General features: G+C 61.0%; 14 protein-coding genes. 6 read left to right on the plus strand and 8 right to left on the minus strand.

What is annotated here, in order from left to right:
• Positions 1-8: 8 nt before the first annotated feature.
• Positions 9-1,331, plus strand: a complete 1,323-nt coding sequence (locus CQ019_RS17035; RefSeq protein ID WP_105553886.1) for a DUF58 domain-containing protein — start codon at positions 9-11, stop codon at positions 1,329-1,331.
• Positions 1,328-3,736 carry a transglutaminase domain-containing protein gene (locus CQ019_RS17040; protein WP_105570233.1) on the plus strand — a complete coding sequence of 803 codons (2,409 nt, stop codon included), beginning with the start codon at positions 1,328-1,330 and terminating at the stop codon, positions 3,734-3,736. Before CQ019_RS17035 ends, CQ019_RS17040 begins: the two co-directional genes overlap by 4 nt.
• A 99-nt stretch (positions 3,737-3,835) precedes the next feature.
• Here the strand turns inward: CQ019_RS17040 and CQ019_RS17045 are convergent, their stop codons facing one another.
• Positions 3,836-5,323 carry an NAD-dependent succinate-semialdehyde dehydrogenase gene (locus tag CQ019_RS17045; RefSeq protein WP_105553888.1) on the minus strand — a complete coding sequence of 496 codons (1,488 nt, stop codon included), beginning with the start codon at positions 5,321-5,323 and terminating at the stop codon, positions 3,836-3,838.
• Positions 5,324-5,461: 138 nt separating this feature from the next.
• Positions 5,462-6,322 carry a 16S rRNA (cytidine(1402)-2'-O)-methyltransferase gene (gene rsmI, locus CQ019_RS17050; RefSeq protein ID WP_105553889.1) on the minus strand — a complete coding sequence of 287 codons (861 nt, stop codon included), beginning with the start codon at positions 6,320-6,322 and terminating at the stop codon, positions 5,462-5,464.
• Between the two features lie 67 nt (positions 6,323-6,389).
• On the opposite strand from rsmI, the gene CQ019_RS17055 reads away from it, so the two are divergent.
• Positions 6,390-8,000 carry a dolichyl-phosphate-mannose--protein mannosyltransferase gene (locus CQ019_RS17055; protein ID WP_105570234.1) on the plus strand — a complete coding sequence of 537 codons (1,611 nt, stop codon included), beginning with the start codon at positions 6,390-6,392 and terminating at the stop codon, positions 7,998-8,000.
• 71 nt (positions 8,001-8,071) lie between these two features.
• On the plus strand, positions 8,072-9,913 hold the full coding sequence (locus CQ019_RS17060; RefSeq protein WP_105570235.1) for a long-chain fatty acid--CoA ligase: 1,842 nt from the start codon (positions 8,072-8,074) through the stop codon (positions 9,911-9,913).
• Positions 9,914-10,001: 88 nt separating this feature from the next.
• Here CQ019_RS17060 and CQ019_RS18885 read toward each other — a convergent pair whose 3' ends face one another.
• On the minus strand, positions 10,002-11,567 hold the full coding sequence (locus tag CQ019_RS18885) for a TIGR01906 family membrane protein (protein WP_105570236.1): 1,566 nt from the start codon (positions 11,565-11,567) through the stop codon (positions 10,002-10,004).
• A gap of 264 nt (positions 11,568-11,831) precedes the next feature.
• Positions 11,832-12,200 (minus strand): DUF3499 domain-containing protein, encoded by a 369-nt coding sequence (locus CQ019_RS17070; RefSeq protein ID WP_096287677.1) that lies wholly within the window; start codon positions 12,198-12,200, stop codon positions 11,832-11,834.
• Between the two features lie 89 nt (positions 12,201-12,289).
• Between CQ019_RS17070 and CQ019_RS17075 the strand changes: the two genes are divergently transcribed.
• Positions 12,290-12,748, plus strand: a complete 459-nt coding sequence (locus CQ019_RS17075) for a metallopeptidase family protein (RefSeq protein ID WP_105553893.1) — start codon at positions 12,290-12,292, stop codon at positions 12,746-12,748.
• A 5-nt stretch (positions 12,749-12,753) separates the two neighbouring features.
• Here the strand turns inward: CQ019_RS17075 and CQ019_RS17080 are convergent, their stop codons facing one another.
• From CQ019_RS17080 to CQ019_RS18890, 3 genes are read right to left on the minus strand one after another with little or no spacing between them, the layout of a single operon-like run.
• Positions 12,754-15,081 carry a DUF5719 family protein gene (locus tag CQ019_RS17080; RefSeq protein ID WP_105570237.1) on the minus strand — a complete coding sequence of 776 codons (2,328 nt, stop codon included), beginning with the start codon at positions 15,079-15,081 and terminating at the stop codon, positions 12,754-12,756.
• Entirely contained in the window at positions 15,081-18,650 is a 3,570-nt protein-coding gene (locus CQ019_RS17085; RefSeq protein WP_105570238.1) for a glycosyltransferase, read from the minus strand. Before CQ019_RS17085 ends, CQ019_RS17080 begins: the two co-directional genes overlap by 1 nt.
• Positions 18,554-19,075, minus strand: a complete 522-nt coding sequence (locus CQ019_RS18890) for a WhiB family transcriptional regulator (protein ID WP_105553936.1) — start codon at positions 19,073-19,075, stop codon at positions 18,554-18,556. Before CQ019_RS18890 ends, CQ019_RS17085 begins: the two co-directional genes overlap by 97 nt.
• A gap of 282 nt (positions 19,076-19,357) precedes the next feature.
• Here CQ019_RS18890 and CQ019_RS17095 point away from each other — a divergent pair, with 282 nt between their 5' ends.
• A complete protein-coding gene (locus CQ019_RS17095; RefSeq protein ID WP_105570239.1) occupies positions 19,358-20,086 on the plus strand; it encodes a TIGR03089 family protein in 729 nt (242 codons plus the stop codon).
• Here the strand turns inward: CQ019_RS17095 and CQ019_RS17100 are convergent.
• Complete coding sequence (locus CQ019_RS17100; protein WP_105570240.1) at positions 20,083-20,640, minus strand: GtrA family protein; 558 nt, start codon at positions 20,638-20,640, stop codon at positions 20,083-20,085. The two genes, CQ019_RS17095 and CQ019_RS17100, sit on opposite strands and share 4 nt — an antisense overlap.
• Positions 20,641-20,653 lie beyond the last annotated feature (13 nt).

Below are 20,653 nucleotides of genomic sequence, written 5' to 3' on the forward strand. Positions count from 1 at the left end.
GGCACGCCATGGAAAAAATGCAGCGGTTCGACTCGCGCGATGCTCTGTCGTGGACACGCACGGATTCGACGCCCGCAACGCTACGCCGGTTCCAACTTGACCTGTTCACCGTGCGCGGCTGGGCAACCTTGTGCAGCGGAGCCCTGTTGATTTTCCTGGCCTACATCCTGGGCCGCCACGAGATGATGGCTTTGGGCATCGGACTGCTGACAGTGGCCTTGGTCAGTTGGTTGCTGGTATTGCGGCTACGCAATAAATCCAAACTGACCCGCAAACTGCTCACCGCAAATCCGGTGGTCGGTGACATCACCAGGTTGCAGCTGTCCTGTGCGGAGAATGCGAAGGTCAAGGAATCGCTTCCACCCGAGTTTGGGCCGGGCCCCGAATTCACCGGTCCCGGAGAGACCGTGTACGAGCTCATCTTCCGCACCCGCGGAATCCATTTGGTGGGCCCGGCAAAGCAAATTCTTTCTGACCCCTTAGGCCTAGTGGACGGCATGGTCGATTCGGGAGATGCCTTGCCCGTCCCCGTTTGCGCCGAAATTCACCCGCTGGAACGCTTCGCTTCGCTCGGAGACAAGATGCTGACCGGTGACGCACGGTTCTCCCGAAGCACCACCGCCGACTACTATGACGTGGCCACCCGTGATTACCAACAAGGCGACTCGATCCGACAGGTTCACTGGAAAGCCACCGCACGGCAGGGCAAGCTCATGGTGCGTCAAGAAAACCATGTTGCTACTGCCCAGGCATTGTTGGTCTTTGACCGCACCTATGAGCACTGGCATATTAACGGCGCGGACCTGCGTCTGGGGATCCCGCAGGGCGACGGCCCTCCGATCCCAAGCAGCCGACGTTTTGAAATGGCGCTCTCCCTGGCCTGCAGTATCGGCCAACGCTACGCCGCCAACGGTTATCAATTGCTCTTTAGAGAACTTTCGGGAGAACAGCTGCTCAAGGCCGGCAGCGTCTCGCTGTCTGGGGCTTCCGCCCAGACCGGATTTGAAGACTTTCATGCCGCGAGCGCCGAAATGTCGCTGCGCGCACCAACTAACGCCGCCGAGGGACCTGAAATTCTCGGAGAGGGATTGCGCAAGCTGCTGCTGGGCTTTCGCGACGAACCGGTCATCATGATCCTCGGTGAGCTCCGAACCAATCAGGCCGCGTGGCTGGCAACTCTGGCGCGTTCGGTGCGCCATGTCGAACTGTTCCTGCTGGTCTCCCATCCGGAGCGCTACCGCGAGGTGCAGCAACACCTGGCCGAGACTGGGTGGAAAGTGCATTTCCTGGCGGCAAACACCAACATCAACGAATTGTGGTCACGGCCATGAGCGCCGCAGTGACCCAGCGGCCAGCTCCGAACTCCAGCGCGTCGGGCGCTGGGCCCAAAAAACCCAGGACGCATCACCTGTACGCGCGATCGCTAGCGGCTGCAGCTCTGAGCCTTGCCCTGCTCGCTGGTTTAGCCTCGCTCAGCGGAGTCGTCCAAGGCGGGGCGTGGTTCGGAGCCTTGATCTGGCCAGTGGTCTTCATCCATGGCAGCGCCGGGGTATTGCGCTGCATCCGTGGCTGGCACTGGGCTGCATTGCCTGTTGCCTTGCTTGTGGCGGTTGGCGCGGTCCTGGGGCACCAAACGATGCGCGCCAATCCCCCCTCCATGAGGCTCATCGATTGGTTCGGTGCGCTAGCCTCCGAGGCCGCCATACAGTTCTCCACTCAGGTGCCCCCGGTGGCCTACTCACGATATGTCGAGTTCGTTCTGCTTTTGCTCGCGGTGGTGCTGAGCCTCGTGGTCGAGGTTCTCGCATCATTCAAGCGCCTAGCGCCACTGGTGATCATGCCATTGTGCTTCGCCCCGGTGATCGCGTCGCTGTTCAAGCAAGAAGGGGCGGGCATCGGCTATCTCGTGCTGATGACGCTGGCAATACTTGGTTATTTCGCACTGCTCCCCTATATTTTCCGTTCCGAGCCTACAGGCGCGGGATTACCTGCGAAACGACAGGTGGGAATCCTCGCCGTCACCGCTGCCGCGTGCGCCCTCGCGATGATTCTCAGCGGCCTGTTCATGCCGGGCTTTCGCAATGGCATGCTCCCCGAAGGCACTCGGCCTTCCGGCGACCTCTTAGCCAGCAACGTTGACCCGCTGCTCAATCTGGGCCGAGATCTCAGAGCGAACAATGGAAGCGTCGCTTTTAGCTATCTCACCAGTTCTGCTGAACCGGTATATCTGCGTACCTCGATTATCGAAGATCTGAGCGCCACCCGCTGGGAACCGAGCGAAGATTTGCTCCAATCCGCGTATTTTGGGGACACCGCGATGGACACCGATGCCGACATTTTCAACGGAACCCCCGAGCTCACCCAATTGACTTGGGATGGGCAGGTCAGCAGCCCTAGTCTGCCGCTGCCAGACCGCAGTTTTTATATCACCGGCATCAATGGTTCCTGGAACTGGACCAAGCAGACCTCCGTGGCTCGGCTCAGCGGGGATGCCATGGCCGAAACAGGCCAAGTCACCGTGGGACACACGCAAATGAATTTGAGCGCGGAGATGGCGCGCAATCTTGGCTACTTTGGCGGCGAGCTGACGAATGAAATAGCGAATGTAAATCTTTCTATGCCCGAGGACCTCGACGGCGAATTCGACCAATTGCTGCGCCAGACGCTCGCCGAAGCCTACGGCGCGCAGGGCCCCCCGGCGAACGACTTCGATAAGGCCGTCGCCATTCAGGATTTCCTGCGTTCGGCTTCTTTCGGATATTCCGAACGCACGCCGCTCCGCGAAGGCTATGACGGAGCTAACCGGCAGGTAATTAAGGCGTTCCTGGATCGCCGTCAAGGTTACTGCGTACATTTCGCTTCCACGATGACCCTGCTGGCACGAGCGTCCGGGATCCCTTCGCGCATCGTGGTCGGCTATGCCCCCGGCGAGCCAACCGGTGAGACGTTTAATGCTGCTGACCTTGCCGAAGGCAACGGGATCGGGCGCAATGTGCCTCCGGAAGTTGAATTCACCGAATATGAGGTAACCGGCCAACAAGCCCATGCCTGGCCCGAATTGTTCCTCCCGGGGATCGGCTGGGTTCCTTTTGAACCGACCCCCGGCCAAGGTCAGGCACCTGACTACGCCCCGGGGGCAACGCCCAACGAAACGCCGCAAGAGGTGCCCGAGGAACTGAATCCTTCCGGTGCCCCGGAACTCGATGACCCGGAGGCCGAGGAAAGCGCAACCGCCAACGCGCCGCAACAAAATACCGTGCAGGCCGAAGACTATGGCTGGATGATCGTGCTTGGAGTCTTGGTGATCGCCTTGCTACTGGCGGTTTTCCCCTGGAAGCGCGCTCGATTGCGTCGGCGCAGAATCGAACAAGTTCTTGCCGGCGGTGCCGAGAGCGCCCAGGCATTATGGGATGAGCTGCGTGCTCTGGGTGCGGACGTCGGCAGCCCCGCAGGTGAGCAAGAATCGGTCAGCGACTACACCCTGCGCTTGGCCGAGAACCACCAGCAGCTTGCAGCACCCTTGTCCAGGCTTCGCGAAGGAATCCAGGCGAGCTTCTACGCTCATCGACACCCGGATGGGGTACAAGGCGCCGAACTTGCAGCCGCGCTGGAACAGCTCGCTGCCCAACTAGGCCGCGAGCTGCACGGCACGCAACGCGTGCTCCGCTTCTGCTTCCCGGCTTCCCTGCGCGAGCGGCAACTGCGCGAGGCAAGTGGGTTCACCAACGCACAGTAATTTGCGAGATTAATTGCCTGAAGCCCAACACCTGAAAAGGCGTTGGGCTTCACTGGCTAGTACCGTCCGCCAACTACTCGCGGCCGTTGATCACCGAAATTACTTAACCGGTGCGTATGGGTCGGCAATGCCGATGTACTGCACGGTGGTGTATTCCCCGAGCCCCTCGGCGCCGCCTTCGCGCCCGAGACCGGACTGCTTCACGCCACCGAATGGTGCGGCAGCGTTGGAGATGACCCCGGCATTAAAACCAACCAGACCGAATTCGATCTGCTCGGAGACGCGGAACATCCGGTTGAAATCACGGGAGTAGATGTAGGAAGCCAGTCCGTATTCGCTCGCGTTGGCGAGGCGAATCGCGTGCGCCTCATCCTTGAAAGTGGTCACCGGAGCGACCGGGCCGAAGATCTCCTGAGTGAGGATCTTCGCGTCGTTGGCAACGTTAGCCAACACGGTGGGCTGGTAGAAGTAGCCCGGACCCGCTACCGGAGCACCGCCGGTGACTGCAGTGGCGCCCTGTGCCACGGCATCGGTCACCAGCGCGTGGACCTCGTCGCGAGCCTTCTCTTCGACCAGCGGGCCAACGGTGGACGATGGATCGGTTCCGCGTCCGGTCTTCAGCGCCTTCATCGCTTCCGAGAACTTCGCGATGAACTCCTCGGCCACATCTTCATGTACCAGGAAGCGGTTCGCTGCGGTGCAGGCTTCGCCCATATTGCGCATCTTCGCGGCCATGGCGCCTTCGACGGCTGCGTCCAGGTCAGCGTCTTCGAAGACGAGGAATGGTGCGTTGCCGCCCAACTCCATCGAGGTGCGCAGCACCTTGTCTGCGGCATCCTTCATCAGCTGCTTGCCGACCGGAGTGGAACCGGTGAAGGAGACCTTGCGCAGACGATCATCTTGCATCAGCGGGCCGGAGATCTTCGATGCCGAGGATCCCGAAACCACGTTCAGCACGCCTGCCGGCAGTCCGGCTTCCATCATGGTGGCGGCGAATAGCTGGGAAGTCAGCGGGGTGAGCTTCGCAGGCTTGAGCACCATGGTGCAACCCGCGGCGATTGCCGGGCCGACCTTGCGGGTGGCCATCGCCAGCGGGAAGTTCCATGGGGTGATCAGCAGGCACGGACCCACCGGCTTGTGGTGGACCAGAACCTTGTTCTTGCCCTCCGGGGTGGTGACGTAGCGGCCGTAGTGGCGCACGGTCTCTTCGGAGAACCAGCGCAGGAACTCGGCACCATAGGTAACCTCGCCGCGGGCCTCAGCCAGTGGCTTGCCCATTTCCAGGCTCATCAGCAACGCAAAATCGTCGGCGCGCGCGGTGACCAAGTCAAAGCCGCGGCGCAGGATTTCGGCGCGTTCGCGTGGAGCGGTCAGCGCCCATTCGGCCTGGACCGCGTCGGCTGCATCCAAGGCCGCCATCGCGTCTTCGCTGGTGGCGCTGGCCAGCGTTGCCAGCTTTTCACCGGTGGCTGGGTCAAGTACGTCGAAGGTGCCACCATCTGAGGCATCTCGCCATTCACCATTGATAAGCAGTCCGGTGGGTACTTTGGCGAGCAGTTCTGCTTCGCGTTCAGCGGTAATCGACATAACGCGGTTCTCCTGAAAGTCGTAAATGAAAGGAATCTTCGTTGATCACAACGCTAGTGCTGGTTTCGAACGGCTGTAAATCGCCTGGTGCACTACAAACTCGTTGTTTCATTGTGCATTCAGCCTAAGCGATTTCGGCTATTTTTTCGCTTCGTGACGTTCCGCCAGAACCGCTTCGTACAGGTCCCGCTTCTTCGCCCCGGCGGCTTCGGCGACCTCGGCCACCGCCTGTTTCATGCGCATCCCGTCCGCAACCAGCGTGGAGACCTTGGGAAGCAGATCCTCAATGGAGGCCGTTTCCGGGGCCGAAGCACCGGAGATCACCACGACAATCTCACCGCGAAGACCTTCATCTGCCCATGCCTTGAGCGCACCGAGCTCATCGCGGCGGACCTCTTCGAATTTCTTGGTCAGCTCTCGGGCCACCGCCGCCTGGCGCTGCGCGCCGAAGGCTTCGATCGCCGAGGCCAAGAAGTCAGCGACCCGGTGCGGGGCTTCGAAGAACACCATGGTGCGCTCCTCGTGCAGTAGCGCGCCCAAGCGCTTGCGCCGTTCACCAGCCTTGCGCGGCAAGAACCCCTCGAAGGTGAAACGTCCGGTGGGCAGTCCCGATAGCGCCAGGGCGGTCAGCACCGCCGAAGGCCCAGGCACCGCGGTGACCCGGATGCCTGCTTCCATCGCGGCTGCCACCAAGGGGTAGCCCGGGTCAGAGACCGCAGGCATTCCGGCATCCGAGACGACCAGCACGGTGGCTCCTTCGCGAGCCAGTTCGATCACTTCGCCGAGCTTATGGGCCTCATTGTGTTCATGCAGGCTCATCACCCGCCCGGCGGGTTTAATTCCCAAGGCATGAGCTAGGTGATGGAAGTTGCGGGTGTCCTCGGCGGCGATCACGTCGGCACTTTCCATAATTTCGCGGAGCCGTGGCGAAGCGTCGGACAAGTTGCCAATTGGGGTGGCGCCCAGGACGATTACGCCCTCATTATCTGAGTTCTGCACATCCTTTAGCCTACGCGAAGTACCAAAAGCACACATTCTCAGGGTTACGCCGGTAGCATGAACAACGATGAGCACCACTGCAGCAAAGACCCCAGATACCGGGCACGTGCGTTCCGCGCGCGTTGCCTTCACCTTTGAGAACCTCAAACAAAGGTTATTGCCGGTTGCGGCGCCCTCTGGTGCATTGATGTGGATTGTTCCGCTGGTAATGACCGTTATCGGTGGTCTGCTGCGCTTTATGCACCTGGCGCATCCGAATATGTTGATCTTCGACGAGACCTACTACGTCAAAGACGCTTATTCGCTCTTGCACTTCGGCTACGAGATGGAATGGGTCGACGAATCAAACGACCAATTCGTTGCCGGCGATCCGCAGCTGAAGGATACCGCCTCCTTCGTGGTGCACCCGCCACTGGGCAAATGGCTCATCGCCTTCGGCATGATGCTCTTTGGCGAATTCGACGGTTTTGGCTGGCGTTTTGCTACAGCTCTGTTCGGTACGCTCGCGGTTCTGCTGACAACACTGTGCGCCCGCCTGCTCTTCGGCTCGCATCTGCTGGCGGGTATCGCCGGCCTTTTGATCGCCATCGACGGACATTCAATCGTCATGTCGCGCACCGCGTTGCTGGATATCTTCTTGATGTTCTTCGTCTTGGCCGCCTTCTATGCGCTGCTCAAGGATCGGATCCACGGACGAACTCAGCTCGCCAGAAAACTTTCGGTGCCCGCCGGAAACAGACCCAACGAGTTCCTGCTCATCTTCGGCCCCGTGCTCTGGTGGCGCCCCTGGCGGCTCATCGCAGCGGTCATGCTCGGCTGCGCGGTTGGCATCAAATGGTCCGCGTTGACCTTCGTTGCGGTGTTCTGCCTGATGGCGGTGCTCTGGGACTTCGGCGCACGGCGCACCGTTGGAATTCAGCGGTGGCAGTCGGCCGCGTTCGTACGCGACGGCATCTACTCGTTTTTCACCATGATTCCGGTGGTGTTCCTGACCTACCTTGCCACGTGGACCGGCTGGCTCAGCACCGCCGGCGGACGCTATCGGCAATGGGCCCTAGAGAATCCCGGCGAGGGGGTCTCCTGGCTGCCCGAGACCTTGCGCAGCCTGTGGCACTATCACCAGGCCAGCTACAACTTCCATACCGGGCTGGATTCGGAACACGGCTGGGCTTCGTCCCCGTGGACCTGGCTCTTCTCCGGGCGCCCGGTACTGATGTACTTCGAAGGCTACGACAACGGGCAGAACGGTTGCACGATAGATCGCTGCACCGAAGTGATCATGGACATGCCTAACCCGGTGATGTGGTGGGCCTGCACGTTGAGCATGATCTTGCTGGTGTTCTGGTGGCTTGGCGCGCGCGATTGGCGTGCCGGAGCCCTGCTTTCAAGCGTTGCCGCGGGGTTCCTTCCTTGGCTGATGTACCCCGAGCGCACCATGTTCTTCTTCTACACGTTGCCCTTGGTCCCGTTCATGGTTCTCGCATTGACCTATATGATTGGCAGGTTCATCCCCCGCGAACCACGCTCCGATGTGGCCTACCGGTCAAGGGTTGTTGTCGTGGCCCTCTTCGTAGCGCTGCTCCTTGTGGTCTCGGCATTTTTCTGGTCCGTATGGTCCGGAGAACTGACCTCGGATGCGTACTATCGCATGCACGTGTGGATCCCTAGCTGGGGATAAGCTCCCGTGCGCAGGGTCCCGCTGCACCGTGAGTTGCGCCACCTGACCTCGAACGATTTCAAAGGATTTCCATGCACGAACTGCACGTCGAGCTCCTGCACGACCTCGACCCCCAGGTAAACGCAACCACCCTGCTGCTGGACCGGGTGGCTTCCTCGCCAAACGACACCTTGTTCATGGTCCAACGCCCCTCCGGGTGGCGAGACGTCAGCGCCCAGGGTTTCCTACGTGATGTGAAGCGACTAGCCTCCCGGCTGATCCACGACGGATTGCAACCCGGCGACCGGGTCGCCATCGTCTCGCGTACCCGCTATGAGTGGGCGCTGGCCGAAGAGGCCATCTGGTTCGCCGGCGGAATTTCAATACCTATCTATGAGACGTCAAGTCCCTTCCAAATCGAATGGATCTTGCGCGATTCCGGCGCACGGGTCGTCTTCGCCGAGGACCACGAGTTACGCGCCAACGTTCGCCGGGCCGCGGCCCAGCTCGGAGAATCCGTCACCATCCACCTTTTTGAAGGATCGCATACCTCGGATCCGGAAGCGATTCCCGCTGCAGGCCTGCAGCAGATTCTGGTCGACGATGCACAGATCGCCGAACGAGAAATCCACGACGCCTGCGCGAGCCTGAGCTTGGAAACCACGGCCACCCTGGTCTACACCTCGGGAACTACCGGGCGGCCTAAGGGTTGCAATATCACCCATGCGAATTTCGCCTTGGTCGCCTACAACCTCGCCGAGCACATGGCCGAGGTGCTGGGTGAACGCCGCCGCACGTTGATGTTCCTGCCATTGGCACACGTCCTAGCCCGTGCGGTCCAGCAAGTCTGCATTCACGGTGGCGCAATCATTGCTCATAGCAATTCGACGGCAACGTTGATGGAGGACCTGAACGCCGTCAAGCCGGGGTTTCTGCTAGCCGTCCCCCGCGTTTTTGAAAAGATCCGCGCCACGGCACTGAATAGGGCCGAGCAGTCCGGTAAGGCCGGCCTGTTCCACAGCGCCGAGCTGACCGCCATTGAGATCTCCAAGATCCGGGATGCGAAATCCCGTGGTGAAAAAGTGCGGATGCCGCTGTCCTTACGAGCCCGCCACCTATTTTTCGATAAGCTGCTTTATCCCAAACTCCGCGCGGTCTTCGGTGGACAGTGCGGTTACGCGATCTCCGGGGCCAGCGCCCTTAACCAGGATCTGGCGCATTTCTTCCGCGGCGCCGGAATCCAGCTGGTCGAAGGATACGGACTTACCGAAACCACTGCACCTGCGACGGTGAATCAGGCTCATAGCAACCGAGTGGGGACCGTGGGCCGCCCGCTTCCGGGCACCAGCGTCAGGATCGCTGATGACGGCGAAATCCTGATCAAAGGCATCGGTGTATTCGCCGGGTACCACCACAACAACGAAGCCAGTGCCGGGGCATTCACCGAAGACGGATACTTCAAATCCGGAGATACCGGGCGCCTTGATGAGGCCGGTTATCTATGGGTCACCGGGCGCAAGAAGGAACTGATCGTCACCGCCGGGGGCAAGAACGTCTCCCCCGGTCCATTGGAGGAGATGGTCCGGGCCGGCCGGATAGTGGATCAATGCGTAGTGGTCGGTGAGAACAAACCGTTTGTCGCGGCTCTGGTCACGCTAGACGCCGAAGAACTAACGTTGTGGTCCAAGGCCCACGATTTGGGCCAGCTGTCACTCGGCGAGGCGGCCCTGCACGACAAGGTACGCTCCGAGGTGCAAAGTTATATTGACGCCGCAAACCACACTGTTTCTCAGGCAGAATCGATTCGCAAATTTGTGGTTCTTCCCGCAGAGTTCACCGAGGCTTCCGGACATTTGACCAGCTCGCTAAAGCTTAAACGCCAGCAAGTCCTAGATGATTTTGTCTCCGAAACCCAAGAGCTATACCGTCGCTGACTGGCCATGGAACAGTAAAACCTCGGGATCCGTACTGCCCGGTTCCCGAGGTTTTACTGTTCCAGGGCGTTTTGCCCCGCGTAGTTACTTAGCTATTCAAGCCGTAAACTCGCGCTTCTTGGCGTAGGCGTGAGCTTTCGCGGCGGCGCCCGGTTGGCCAGCAGGCAATGAGCGCAACAAGCACGGTGACGACCACCAACACCCCGATGGCAAGCGCAGAATCGACCCAGAACTGCTCGGGGTATAGACGGATCAGGGTGTCGCTGAGGTTGAAAGTCCAGGTGCCTTCGGCGAAGAACAACTGGTGGAAACCGGAGAAGAACGTGTTCCACCCGGTAATGGCGATGACCGCGATTCCGGCAATGAGCACCAGGGTCAAGATTGCCCCGGAGAAGAGCGCTCGGCGCACTCCGCCGGAGTAACGGTTGGCCAGGTAGGCGATGAAAATTATGGCCAATACCGCTAGCACTGCCCCGATGACATAGCCCAAACCAATCAGGTTTTTCACGTCAAGCATGTGCTGCACCTCTTGGGCGGTGAACATACTGGAGCCAGTTGGAAGTTTCAATCCAGATAAAAATTCCGGGCCAGCGAAGTTATTCAGGTAGTCCACCCCGTAGCTGCCATAGGTCAGGCGCTCCGGATCGGTGAAGCCGAACTGGTCGCTGGGGAACCCTGGCCGGGCGTAGGCCAGTGCCAAGAACGCTGGGGTGGCGACCAGACGAATCGCGGCGATCAGCGTCAGTACCGGGAAGATGAGTGCAAGCAGCACCTGTGCGGTGCGGGCCAGCGGCGGCTTGGAATTTAGTGCACGTTCGCGGGCCACACGGCGTTTCACCGCTGCCTCGGATGGCTCCGATTCCGGGGCGTAGCTTCCAAAGACACGCGAACGCGCCTGGGCAACTGCGGCGGATGTAGTCTCCGGGTTGTCTTTATTTGGCGCAGCGCTGACCGGCGGCACCGTCTGTTTGGTTTCGTTGAGCGGCGCATCGGTATTGGCGGGTGCCTCGGCTTTCGTGGAGGCCTTCGGCTGCTGCTGTTCCGCGTCGAGTTCATGCGGAAGTTTAATCGCTCGAATGATGTCCTCTACCGGCTCGTCCGCTTTCGGCTTGGCTGCACTCGTAGCTGGCTTGCTCACTGCTGGCTTTGCTGCTGCTGCTGGCTTTGCTGCTGCTGACTTGGCTGCGGCCGGCTTGGCTGCAGTCGGCTTAGCTGCGGCCGCCGGCTTAGTCGCCACCGGTTTGGCCGGCGCAGGATTCGCAACGAGTTTGGTAGCTGCAGGTTTGGTAGCTGCAGGTTTGGCCGTCGCAGACTTCGTGGCCGGCTGCGCCGTGGTTGGATTCGCAGCAGGCTTGGCATCTGAAGTTCCAGGAGCCGCCGGCTTCGCCTCGGCAGGCTTGGACGCTGCTGCTTTGGCCCCTGAGGGGTTCAGGAACGCTGCCTTCGCAGCGGCCGCCGCCTTTGCAGCACGAGCGTCCTGCTGCGCTTTGGCTTGTTTCTTATGCTCTTCAAGGCGTGCCGATAATTCTTCGGCTCGCTGGCTGAGCGTGGCCTTGGTGACCGACTCGTTCGATTCAGCATTGGTGGCCGCGATGGGCATGTCCGGGCCTTCTGGGCCCTTACCACCGGGGGTGTTCTTCGCCGCCTCAGCCATGAGGAGTCCTCCTGCAAATCGCGCGATCTCTGACCATCATAAATAGACGAAACCTGCACAACAGGCCCCGCGGTTTCAGCTTATCCAGCCGATCGCGCCAATCCGCGCATTACCACACCTAAATTAGGACCGTGGTGCGGGAAACGGCAAAGCCAGTCATTCCCATCCGATTAGTAGAAATGCGAAACTGACGGCGGCGGCGCGGCCTACGGTGTAGCGGGAGGTCAGATCCCACGCGAAGCTAAATAAACTCGGTGGTAATTCTTAGATTTCTTCGGCCTCCGGCGGAAGCACTGCCAGCCGTGGGCGAGAATCGAAACGGGTGCCGCGCACCTCGCGGGGTGCAGGTGTTTCGACCGAGTGCTTGGGTTTGCGTTCTTCGCGCACGGCATTCATCAGCGCATGCAATTCATCTTCGTTTTCAATGACCTCGGGCAGGGCGCCGCGCAGCAGGTTCCACCCACTGGGCACCGTGAGCCGGTTGGCGTGCCGGGCGCACAGGTCATAGCAATGCGGCTCGGGGTACTGCGCCAATGGGCCGAGCACGGCGGTCGAATCGGCGTAGTTGTAGGTGAGGGTTGCGCGGGCCGATTCACGGCACGCGGGGCGAGAGCAAAGACGAAGACTTTCCACGGCTTCAAGTCTACTCTTGCTAGCCGTCCTAGCCCGGTAATCTGGTCCGAACGGCCACGTTCGCTCGCGCAAACGTTTACTGTGGAGCCATGGAGCATAATCCCCAGACACCACAGCAGCGCTCGCGCCGCAACCGTCATGGACGCGGACGGCGTGGCCCGTTGATGCCAATGCACCTGCCCGCCTTCCGCACACGACCGGAACGCTTTGACGACGCGGTGATGGCCAGCGCCCAGCGACTAGGCGAACGCTGGGGCCAAAAACTCGCGATCATCGATTTTCGCATCGTCCCGGTACCTGGAGACAAGGTCATGACGCAGGCCGCAGCCGCCGGAGACCGCATGCCGCTGTCTTCTGCACGACCGGCAACGGCTAAGCGCCGTGCCCGGATTTCCATTTACCGGCTGCCATTGGAACAAGCTAGTCATAGCCACACGGAATTAGTCGACCTCGTACACCAGTGTGTGGTGCACGAGGTCGCTAACTTGTGGATGCTTTCGCCCCACGAAGTTGATCCCGAATATTTTCCGGAGAACCCGGATTATTAGTCCTGCTAGCCGCCGACGTTGACGACGATACCGTCACGTCCGACATTGGCTTGAGGCATTGCAGCCCAGGCCAGTGAACGATCCGACCCGAAGATCAACTGGCCAATGTAGGCGTTTGCATCTGCGGAGAAGATCACGGCTTGGGCGTCTTCGGTGATTTCCTTCGGTTTGAACACCACGTTCTGCCCGGTCTTCACCTCAAGTTTGGTCGGCTTTGAAAGCTTCCCATCTTTGTCGACCACAACAGCTTCGACTGAGGCATCGGCGGATGGCGCGGCAATGCTGAATTCACCGGTGCCGTTCGCTGAAATAGGTGCAACCTGCTTTCCCGCCAACGGCATGGAGCTGGCGGCCCAGGCGTTGTCCGAGGAATCCTTGGGATCCGCGCCGCGCACCATGCGCACGCTGCTGGTCACCGGAGCATCAGCTTCCACGACCACGGAGTACGCGCCCGCCTCGAGACCGTTGAGGTCGATGACGCTGGTTGCGTCGGAGGCTACCGCGAGGTTCGAGCCAAGATCCGCCTTGACTTCGCCTTCGGCACCCAAGATCTTCACCTTGAAACCTGCACCCTGCGCACCTGTGGCCGAAACGTGAAGCTGCGGCACCAGTTTCTTGTCATCTTTGCTTAGTTCGTTTCGGTCATTCTTGTTGCCGAGCCAAACGCCCGGAATCACCTGCGTATTGGCTGCCGAAGCATTTGCAGCCACCAGGTCTACCCCGGAAGGCGTCAGGCCGCGCAACGCGGCCTGTTGGACCGAAGCGGTGATCTTTCCGCCGAGGCTGGTGATATCGGCGGACACCGAATCCAAATTCTGGGCGTACCCGCCAAGCACCAAGGCCCGCGAGCTTCCCGGCGCAAGCACGATGTTCTGCAGCGTGGAGGTGTCGATCAGACCCTCCGGGCCGCGCAGATCGATGGAGACCTGAGCGGTGGTGTGGGTCGGGTTCGACAGGTGAAGCACGCTGGTCGCACCGGTATTCGTCAGCAGCCCGGTGAAGCGCCAGTTGGAGGCTGGCGCCTGGCAGGTCGCCGCGGCCAGTCCCGCGAGGTCGCCATCCTTGGCCAAGAAACTGCGCATGGCGCTTCCCCAGGACGGTAGCTCACCCAAGGGTTGCAGGGAGAAGACTTGCGCCTTGTCTCGGCCGTTGGTGGTGTTTACCTTTCCAACCCGACCGGTCAGCCCCTCGTCATCGGCACCCAGAGACTGCGCCGCTTCAGCATCCGGAATGCGTTCGCTGAGCTGGGCCGGATCTGAGCTGCCCAGGTCTCGGAGCGTGGCACCGGGAATTCGCTTGCCCAAGTCTGAGACCAGGGCTGTGCGGATGTTGCTTGAGATTTGTTTTGCACCGGCGGCGAACTGTGGATCGGTACCGTCCACGCCCTTGAGAAGTTGCGGAGTTCCGGCACAGACCGACTGGGCGTCGCCGGCCGGAAGACTGGTCACCGCCGCGGGGAGCGCCGTATTGGACGGTTGTGGTGCAAGCACCGAAGCCGCGGCGACCACGCCACCAGCGGCAATGATGGCCACCAGGCTGAGCAGCACGGCGCCCGCACGACGACGCACCGGAGCAGTTTCCTGGTCCTTACGTGCTGCCTTATTTGCGTCGTCTAGTTTGCGGCGGCGTCGGCTCGCAGTCGGATCTGCGGGCACCGAAGCCTCGCTAGTTTCCGCGGCGCTTAGGATTGCCGGCTGCGCCAGGGCTGCAGCCATTTTCTCTTCCTTGGCTTCAGGATCAGCCTCGGCTTCCGGCTCAGTCTGACGCTTCGGTTCTGGCTTGGCTTGCGGCTGGGCCTTGGCCCGGTCCTTGGCTTCCGCCTTTGCGGTGGCTTTGGCCTCGGCAGCTGCTTTCGCGTCGGCTTTTGCAGTAGCCTTCGCCGCTGCCTTGGCCTCAGCCTTGGCTTCCTTCTCGGCTTTAGCCTCGGCGCGCAATTCAGACTTGCTCTTTGTTTGCCGCGCGTTTACGGCAGGTTCGGCAGCCGGAGTGGATTCCGGCTTCGCCGCAGCCACCGGTTGCGGTGCGGGCTTGGCCGGTTCGGTTGAGGAGCCGGTTTCCGCTGTGGCCGGTTTAGCGGCAGGCTTATCGATGCCGCCCGGGGAGGGGCTTTCGGCTACCGCTGATCCTTGATCCTTAGGTGGTTCCGCAGCATGCGCGGGGTGCCCGGCCTGCTCATTTTTTGCGTCATCCGCGGCGAGCTTGTCGCTGCCGTCTGGGGAGGCGTTATCGGCTACCGCTGATCCTTGATCCTTACGTGGTTCCGCAGCGTGCGCGGGGTGTCCGGCATGCTCGTTTTTTGCGTCATCCGAAGCGGGATTCTTCTCATCACTCACTACTTTTTCTCCTGCTCGGTGTCGGTGTCCGAAATACGGTCACCGAGCTTCGGGGCCAAGGTGTCACGGATCTCGTGCGTCCGTTCGCGAGCCTCCCGACGGCTCAACGGTGTTGAGCTCGTCGCGGGTTCCGCTTCGAAGGCTGGTTCTGCCGGCTCGCTGGCTACGTCGACTTCCCCGTCGGCCGATTCCTCGGCGGCGCGGAAACGATATTCGCTATTTCGGTAGCTAGCGAGGCGACGGGTACTGGGTACCGGGATCGCCAGCAATACCGCGATGAGCAACACGACGCCACCGAGGATCAGCGTAGGCAATGCCAAGGGTTCGAAGTGGGTCAGCGTCAGCTTGCCGCCTTCGGCCGGCACCTCATAGGCCTGCGCCCAGCGGGCATCCGAATCCCGGGGGTACGCTACCGCGCGCAACGGCGCGCCATCGATACTGGCACGCAGCTTTGGATCCTGCGCGGTCGCCAATACAAGCGTGCGCGATGCATCGGCTGCGGGTATTTCAAGATCCTGGATACGCCCGCGGTTGGTGGGCAGTACCTGAACCCGGTCCGACTTGTCGATCAAGCGTGCAAATCCTGCGCCCGCATTCGGCGTGGAGCTTTCATAGTTGACGCGCCAAAGCCATCCGTTGTCGGTTTGCCCCACGGCGGCCAGGCCGGTCGCGGCATCCAGCACACGCACGGTGGCCGAGACGGATTCGCCGGTCTCGTTGAGCACTACAAACCCAACACCCAGATCCCGCAAGGCTTCGCGGGAGTCGAGAGCGGATTCAGATAAAAGCATTGCCACGGCTTCGCGCTGCACGTTGCCCGTGGCCGAAGCCTCGTTTCGTGCGGGGTTCAGCAGCGATCCGCTCAGTTGCGCCACCTGCGAGGAACGGCTGATGGCGTCGAGTGTTTCGCCGGACCCGGTGAGCAGCTGGCTGTCGATCTCGCCCGAAGCCCGCGGGGTGAGCACCAAGGTGCGCTCTGCGGATTCCGAGCGGCCGGCGTCCGCCGCGGTGGCCGGAATCGTCCGTTCCTGCGAGGGAGACACCCGCTGAGCGGCGTTCAGCGCGGTCAAGGTGCCATCTGGATTCTGCGAATTCAGCTGCGCACCGAGTGCCACCGAACCGGCGGCCAATACGCTAACCACGCTCAGCGCTGCCATCAGGCTCAAGACTGCCCGATTCGCCGGATGGCGAAGTGGGCGTGGCTGCTCCTCATGGCGCAAGGCTGCCAGCGCGTTGGCGGCTGCGGCAAGCATGGCGAAGACCGCGAAGGAAACAAACGGCGCGGTGTACGCGCTGACCGTCGTGGACGAGTCCAGGGAGACCGAAATGAAACCGATCCCCCAGCCGGCCACCAAGGACAAGGCTGCGGCCCAGACGAGTTTGCGCGAATTCCGCCGCATGGTGGGGTCCAGGCTAAAGGATGACCCGAGTGCGCCCAATACCGCCAAGATCGCCACAGGCGCGCCCACCAGAGCCGCAGCGACCAAAGCCCACGGTCCGGCAGGCAGGATTCCCCAACCAAGCGGGGCGAGCATTGCGTCAAAGGCCTCGGGGAAGCCCAAAAGCATCTGCCACAGCGGGGCCGGGTTGAATGCCAGCGGTGCACCAGGTTCGGTAAACAACAGTCGTGGGTTGCCCAGTGCCTCGAAAAGCAAGGGCAGGTTCCACACCACGGCCGGCAGCGGAACCCACCACAGCGTGCGCGCCCGGCGCGGAGCCGAAAGCGCCAACACGTAGATCAGCACCACAAGTGCCAAGAAGAAAGGCATTGAACCGGTAGAAATTACCCACAGGATCAGTGCCGCGCAGGCCGAAGCAGTCCAGGCGGAAGTCTTTTTGGTTTGCTCGCTTGTTGCCGGCTTGCCCTCCGGGCGCACATGCGCGTTAAGCGCACGAAGCATGGCCAGGAAGAACAACGGCAGCAGGACGTGAATCAGTACCGAGCCCACCCGGCCGCTGGCCAGGGCCGAAATCAGGGCAGGCTGCAAGGCCCAGATCACGGCGGCGAAGAAACGTACCGCGCGCGAACGGCTCACTACGCCCACGCCCCACCAGGCGGTGAGCGCCGCCAACGGCATGGCCGCCAGGAACAAGACAACCGAAGCCTGGTTCGCGTGGTTGAAGCTCAGCACCGAAAGCAGCCAGTACATGATGTCCGTGTTATCTGGAGCGGCGCTGAAGCCGGTGCCCGCGTTCTGCCACCACGAGGTGGCATTGGCACCGATCTCATTGAGCGTGCGCGACAGCGGACGCATGGAACCGCCGCTCAGGGCGTTGGCACCGATCAGCGAACGCCAGGCGATCAGCGAGGCCGCGGTCGTGATGAGCAATGCGAGAATCAGTGACAGCACCGCGGTGGTCCGCGGCGGCCGAGCAATTCGGACAAAGTCCGAGAAGTTCTCTCCGCTTGGCTCCACCATGCCCTCGGCGCCGGAGCCATCTCCGTAAACCTGCGAGTCGTCCGCACCGCTTGACAGGTTTCGCCGGTACTCGCGCACGGCGCTATTCGAAGTCATCAGCTTGCGCACCTGGCCACGTGGCACCTTGCGGATTTGCTTGGTCCCGCGGCGCGAGGAAGCCAGCTTCACCGGCGAGAACAAGCCCCGCAAGGTCGAGCCCAAATGGCTGAACCCATGGCCCGGATCCTTGGCTAGAAGAGCCAAAAGGAAGTGCCCGATGCCGCCCAAAAGCAGGCCTAGCCAAAGAAATGGGAGCCCCAAGGTCGGTGCGAACTTCAGCCGCTGAAAGACCTCAGCGCGGCGTGCTTCGCCCGGTCCAGCCAGCGAGTCGACCACATCGACCTGATGGTAGACCTTCGCGGAGGGAACGACCACCACACGGTGCCCAGCCAGGCGGTTGCGCCAGCATAGATCCACGTCGTCGCCGCGGCCTGGCAGCGCCGGGTCGAAACCACCTAATTCTTCAAAGACGTCGCGGCGGATAAACATTCCGGCCGAGGATACGGCAAAGTAGTCGCTTCGCCCGTCGTACTGTCCCTGGTCGACTTCGTCGATATCGATCATCGTCAGGCGCTGCGCCTTGCGGTCCACGCTGAGCCCGACTTCGGCCAAGCGGCGAGGATTGTCGATGTCCAGGATCTTGCAGCCTGCAATGGTCACGGATTCGGAGGCTTCGACCGTACGCGTCAGTTGTTCTAGCGCGTCGGGAGCCGGCATCGAATCGTCGTGGATGATCCACAGCCACTCGTCGCGATCTGCACGAGCTTCGGGCAGGGAATCAACCGCTTCTTGAACCGAAAGTCCCAACGACCCCGCAGGGGCCGAGAGCAGGGTCGCATTGGAAGGAAGATTTGCTTTTAATACCTGGCGTGAAGCGTCTTGGGATGACGCATCGACCCCGAGGTACCGTTCAATCGGCCGGGACTGGTTTCGCAGTGCGGCTAAAGTTCGGGGTAAAAAGTCAGCGCCATCGTGCGCGGCAACGATGGCGGTGACATGAATTGGCGGTCGAATTAGATTGCTCGTTTCCGTAGTCGGCGGCGTTCGCGCTCGGAGAGCCCTCCCCAGATGCCGAAGCGCTCGTCGTTGCTCAGCGCGTATTCCAAACATTCTGAACGTACAACACAGGCACCGCAGACACGCTTAGCGTCGCGGGTCGAACCGCCCTTTTCTGGGAAAAATGCTTCGGGGTCGGTCTGCGCGCACAAAGCGCGGGCCTGCCAACCGAGCTCGCCTTCGTCGACTTCGCCACCGACGCCGAGCCAAACGGCCTTGATGCTTTCGCGAACCTGTTCGTCTTCATCCAGCTCCGGAGCCCACGACCCTGCGGTCGATCCGCCTTCGGTTTCCGCTGGCGCATGCTCCCGTAGGAAGTCTTCTGCGGCGTTCTCCAGATCTGCGGCAACCGCAACACGTGCGGATTCACCAGCCTGTGGATCGACAAACCAGTCCGATGGTGCACCCTCAACCCCGTATTGGGCGGACGCTACAGCCGATGTCGAAAAATCGGAGTACCCCTGCTCCAGCTTCGTCATGTTGATGTTGACCTTTCGATTGGTTTGAGAAGATCGAGCCATCCGTGCTCCCGATCCATACGTCTCTATTTATTCCATCGAAATAGTGAAACGATGGACGAGCCGAACTCACCATCTAATTACAGCCGTGTAACTCGGTCATAGTCAAGCGGGGAGGATATTCTATGGAGAGTTCTCAGGAAACTCTCGGCACAACACGCCGCGAAAGACACCAATGAATCCGGCGAGTCGCAACTTCCGCGAATTGTCGGTAAATTCTCAGTAAATTATTTAAGGTGGAAAATGCCGTTCAACTCCGCTAAGGGAGCCTTTGCCGAAGGTCTGCTAGCACCGCGCCGGGCCTCGGCCACACCATGGCTCACCTGGTACTCGACTTCCGGCGAAAGAATCGAGCTGTCGGGCAAGGTCTTTGACAATTGGGTCGCTAAGAGCGCAAACCTTCTGGGCGAGATTTTCGACCTCGACGAAGAATCGATAGTGGTCTTGGACCTCAGCGCGCACTGGAAATCCCTGGTCCTGGCGCTTGCTTCCCTGCATCACGGAGCCACCTTGGTTTCCGCCGAACATGGCCAGGCGGCCGAGGCGCAACTTTGGATCACCAGCAACCCAACAGATGAGCGCATTCCCGGCGCTGCGGAAATCTTGGCGGTCAACCCCGCAGCCATGGCGCTGTCTTTCGGCGCCGATCTAGGCCCGGTGGCCGAAGACTACAACGCCAATGTGCGCACCTATGGGGACCAGTTCTACCCCTCGGCGGTATCCGGCTCACGAATCAGCCTCATCACCGCCGGCGGCCAAGAGCTGTCTAACGCAGAATTATTTGCCGCCGAAGCACCGGCCCGCGGCACCATCTTGGTGCGCGCAGATATCCCGGTTCTTGACCTGCTGCCTTACGCGGTGGCGCAGTGGAAGGCCGGCGATACGATCGTATTGGTCGATGAAACCATGGAGGTGAGCGACCGGCTTCGCGAGGGCGAGAAAATCAGCCACGATTACCTACTCGCTGATTAGCTCTTCCCAGTGGGGATGGTGCCGGTGTCCGGGGAAACGGCCTGGGTGCCGGCAGTCTTCTCGTGATGGGCCAAAAGCTCATGGTCGTGGGCAAACTTCCCCTCTTGATCCATCTCGGCGCCGAAGACCCAGAAACGGTATGCGAAGAAACGGAAGATGGTGCCCAGCACCAAGCCAACAACGGAGCCGGCAATAAATACGCTGGTCGGGTCGGTCAGGTTCAAAACGTACTTGGTGAACCAAACACAGGCGGCGGCGATGCCCAGCCCGATGGCGTTCATAATCAGGAACATCACCAGTTCGCGAGCGACATTTGCCTGGCGGCGGTGGCGGAAGGTCCAAAAGCGATTGGCCACCCACGAGAACAAGGTCGCGACGATGCCGGCGATGATCTTGGCTTTTACCTGCGAATCGCTCATCGGTCCATGCAACAACCACACATAGATTCCGGAGTCGATGATGAACGCAATTCCACCGACAACGCCGAACTTCGCCACTTCGCGCCAGAGCAGCGAAATGAGTCCAGCTAGTTTTCGTGAGATGCGCTCGAACATTTTCCTCCAGACG

This window comes from Arthrobacter sp. MYb229, from assembly GCF_002975405.1.
In the GTDB taxonomy this organism is placed as follows: domain Bacteria; phylum Actinomycetota; class Actinomycetes; order Actinomycetales; family Micrococcaceae; genus Glutamicibacter.